The sequence below is a fragment of the Paenibacillus whitsoniae genome (genome assembly GCF_003955665.1).
In the GTDB taxonomy this organism is placed as follows: Bacteria; Bacillota; Bacilli; order Paenibacillales; family NBRC-103111; genus Paenibacillus_E; species Paenibacillus_E whitsoniae.
In genome coordinates this window covers 1-1,567 of record NZ_RXHU01000172.1, presented here as the reverse complement: position 1 = coordinate 1,567, position 1,567 = coordinate 1, and the positions used below count along the sequence as shown (strand labels likewise).

The 1,567-nt window shown below is 58.6% G+C and carries 1 protein-coding gene; it reads right to left on the bottom strand.

The window, feature by feature from the left end:
- Positions 1-74: 74 nt before the first annotated feature.
- On the bottom strand, positions 75-1,271 hold the full coding sequence (locus EJQ19_RS31635; RefSeq protein WP_126145174.1) for a beta propeller repeat protein: 1,197 nt from the start codon (positions 1,269-1,271) through the stop codon (positions 75-77).
- Positions 1,272-1,567: the final 296 nt, after the last annotated feature.

Here is a 1,567-nt window from a genome sequence, read left to right as displayed (position 1 = left end):
GCGTGGGGACTAGCTGGCCTACGGCTGCCGCGGCCATATAAAAACGCCCCCACCTGCAGGCGGGGGCGTGAACCTTATTTCGGTGCATCGAACGTATGCACCGATTTCCACGTGACACCACCGTCGCTGGTGGTGTACATGACGCTGGGCTGATCATTATCATTCGTAATGAGCCAGCCCTGTTTGGCGTCGGCGATCGCGAGCAGCGGATCGCCGTAGCCGGTGAACGACTGCTTGCCGTTCACCCAGGTTTTGCCGCCGTCGGTCGTGGAGCCGACGGTGACGGGTTTGTCGCAGGCCGGGCACAGGCCGGCCATGAACGCGACGTCGGGGCTGGCGACGTAAAGCGGGCCTGGCTTCGAGCCGGCGTTCTTCGGTCCCGTGTTGGCCTCCGTCGGGAAGCCAGGCGCCGGGCCGCCTCCGGCCGTACTGTTCACCAGTACGGTCTGCCAGTTTTTACCGCCATCGCGTGTGTGGAAGAGCGAATACGACGTTTGCGTCATGCCAGACTCGCCAATGAAGGCGATCCAAGCATCATCCGCACCGGCGGAGCGGATGATCGTGCCGGTGACAGAGGCGACTGTCGGCTTGGTCATGACGGTGCTCCAGTGCTGGCCGCCATCCTGGGTGCGCAGCACTTCGATGTTCGAGCCTTTTTGCCGGGCGGCCCAGCCGTTCTTCGCATCATGGAAATAGCTGTCGCCCGAGATGCCTTCCGGGACGACCAGCGTCGTCCAGGTTTTGCCCCCGTCCTTCGTCTGCGCATTGCCGCTGAAGGCCTCCTGCTTCGAAACGAAATGCAGAAACGCGCTGCTTGGCAAATGGCCGCCTGTGGCGCTCCAGCTTTTACCCCCGTCGGTTGTCGCCAGCACATTGTTGCTGTCGCCTTGGACCGCCCAGGCTTCCTGCCCGTTCAACGCAAAAATTTGCCGGATCGTTCCCTTCCCGGTGTACTGAACCTTCCAGTCGACCCCCGCATTATCGGTGTGCGCGAGCCAGCCGTCGCCACCGATCCAGCCGGCTTTCGGGTCTGCGAGCCGAACGGCCGTTACTTTTTTCATGGCAACGGAAGCCGATGTCCCCTGCGAAGCTGGCGGTGAACTGCTGGTTGGCGTTGACGCCGGCGTCGGCGTCGGTTTGCTGCTCTCCACCGGTGACGGTGTCGTAGAGGCAGGCACCGATGTTTCACTGGCCGAGCCCGAAGATTTGCAGCCCGGGAACACGACAAGCGCGGCGAGCGACAAGAGCATTAGCGATTTTTTTATTCTCATAAGTAAGTCCCTTCCTTCCCTGAAATCCACTTCTGTACTACATAGACGGTACTTTTCCCATAAAAGTTGACGTCTCTCACCCTACCATTTTCTCCAATCTTCAAAAAATAAATAGCATGACTCCCTCTTTTGACGAATACAATCAAAATCAGAAAGGGGGCCGCGCTACTCTAACGGAAAGGATGAGGACTTTTGAAATTCATATGGGCCAAAAAAGAACTGACCCTGATGATTATTCCTGGGGCTCACCGCCGTACGGTACGATTCAAACTCCCGCAAAGCATGCTCATTATCGT

What these genes read in the sequence shown, in the direction of transcription:
- EJQ19_RS31635 (WP_126145174.1), bottom strand. Translation starts at nt 1,271, where the DNA reads ATGAGAATAAAAAAATCGCTAATGCTCTTGTCGCTCGCCGCGCTTGTC.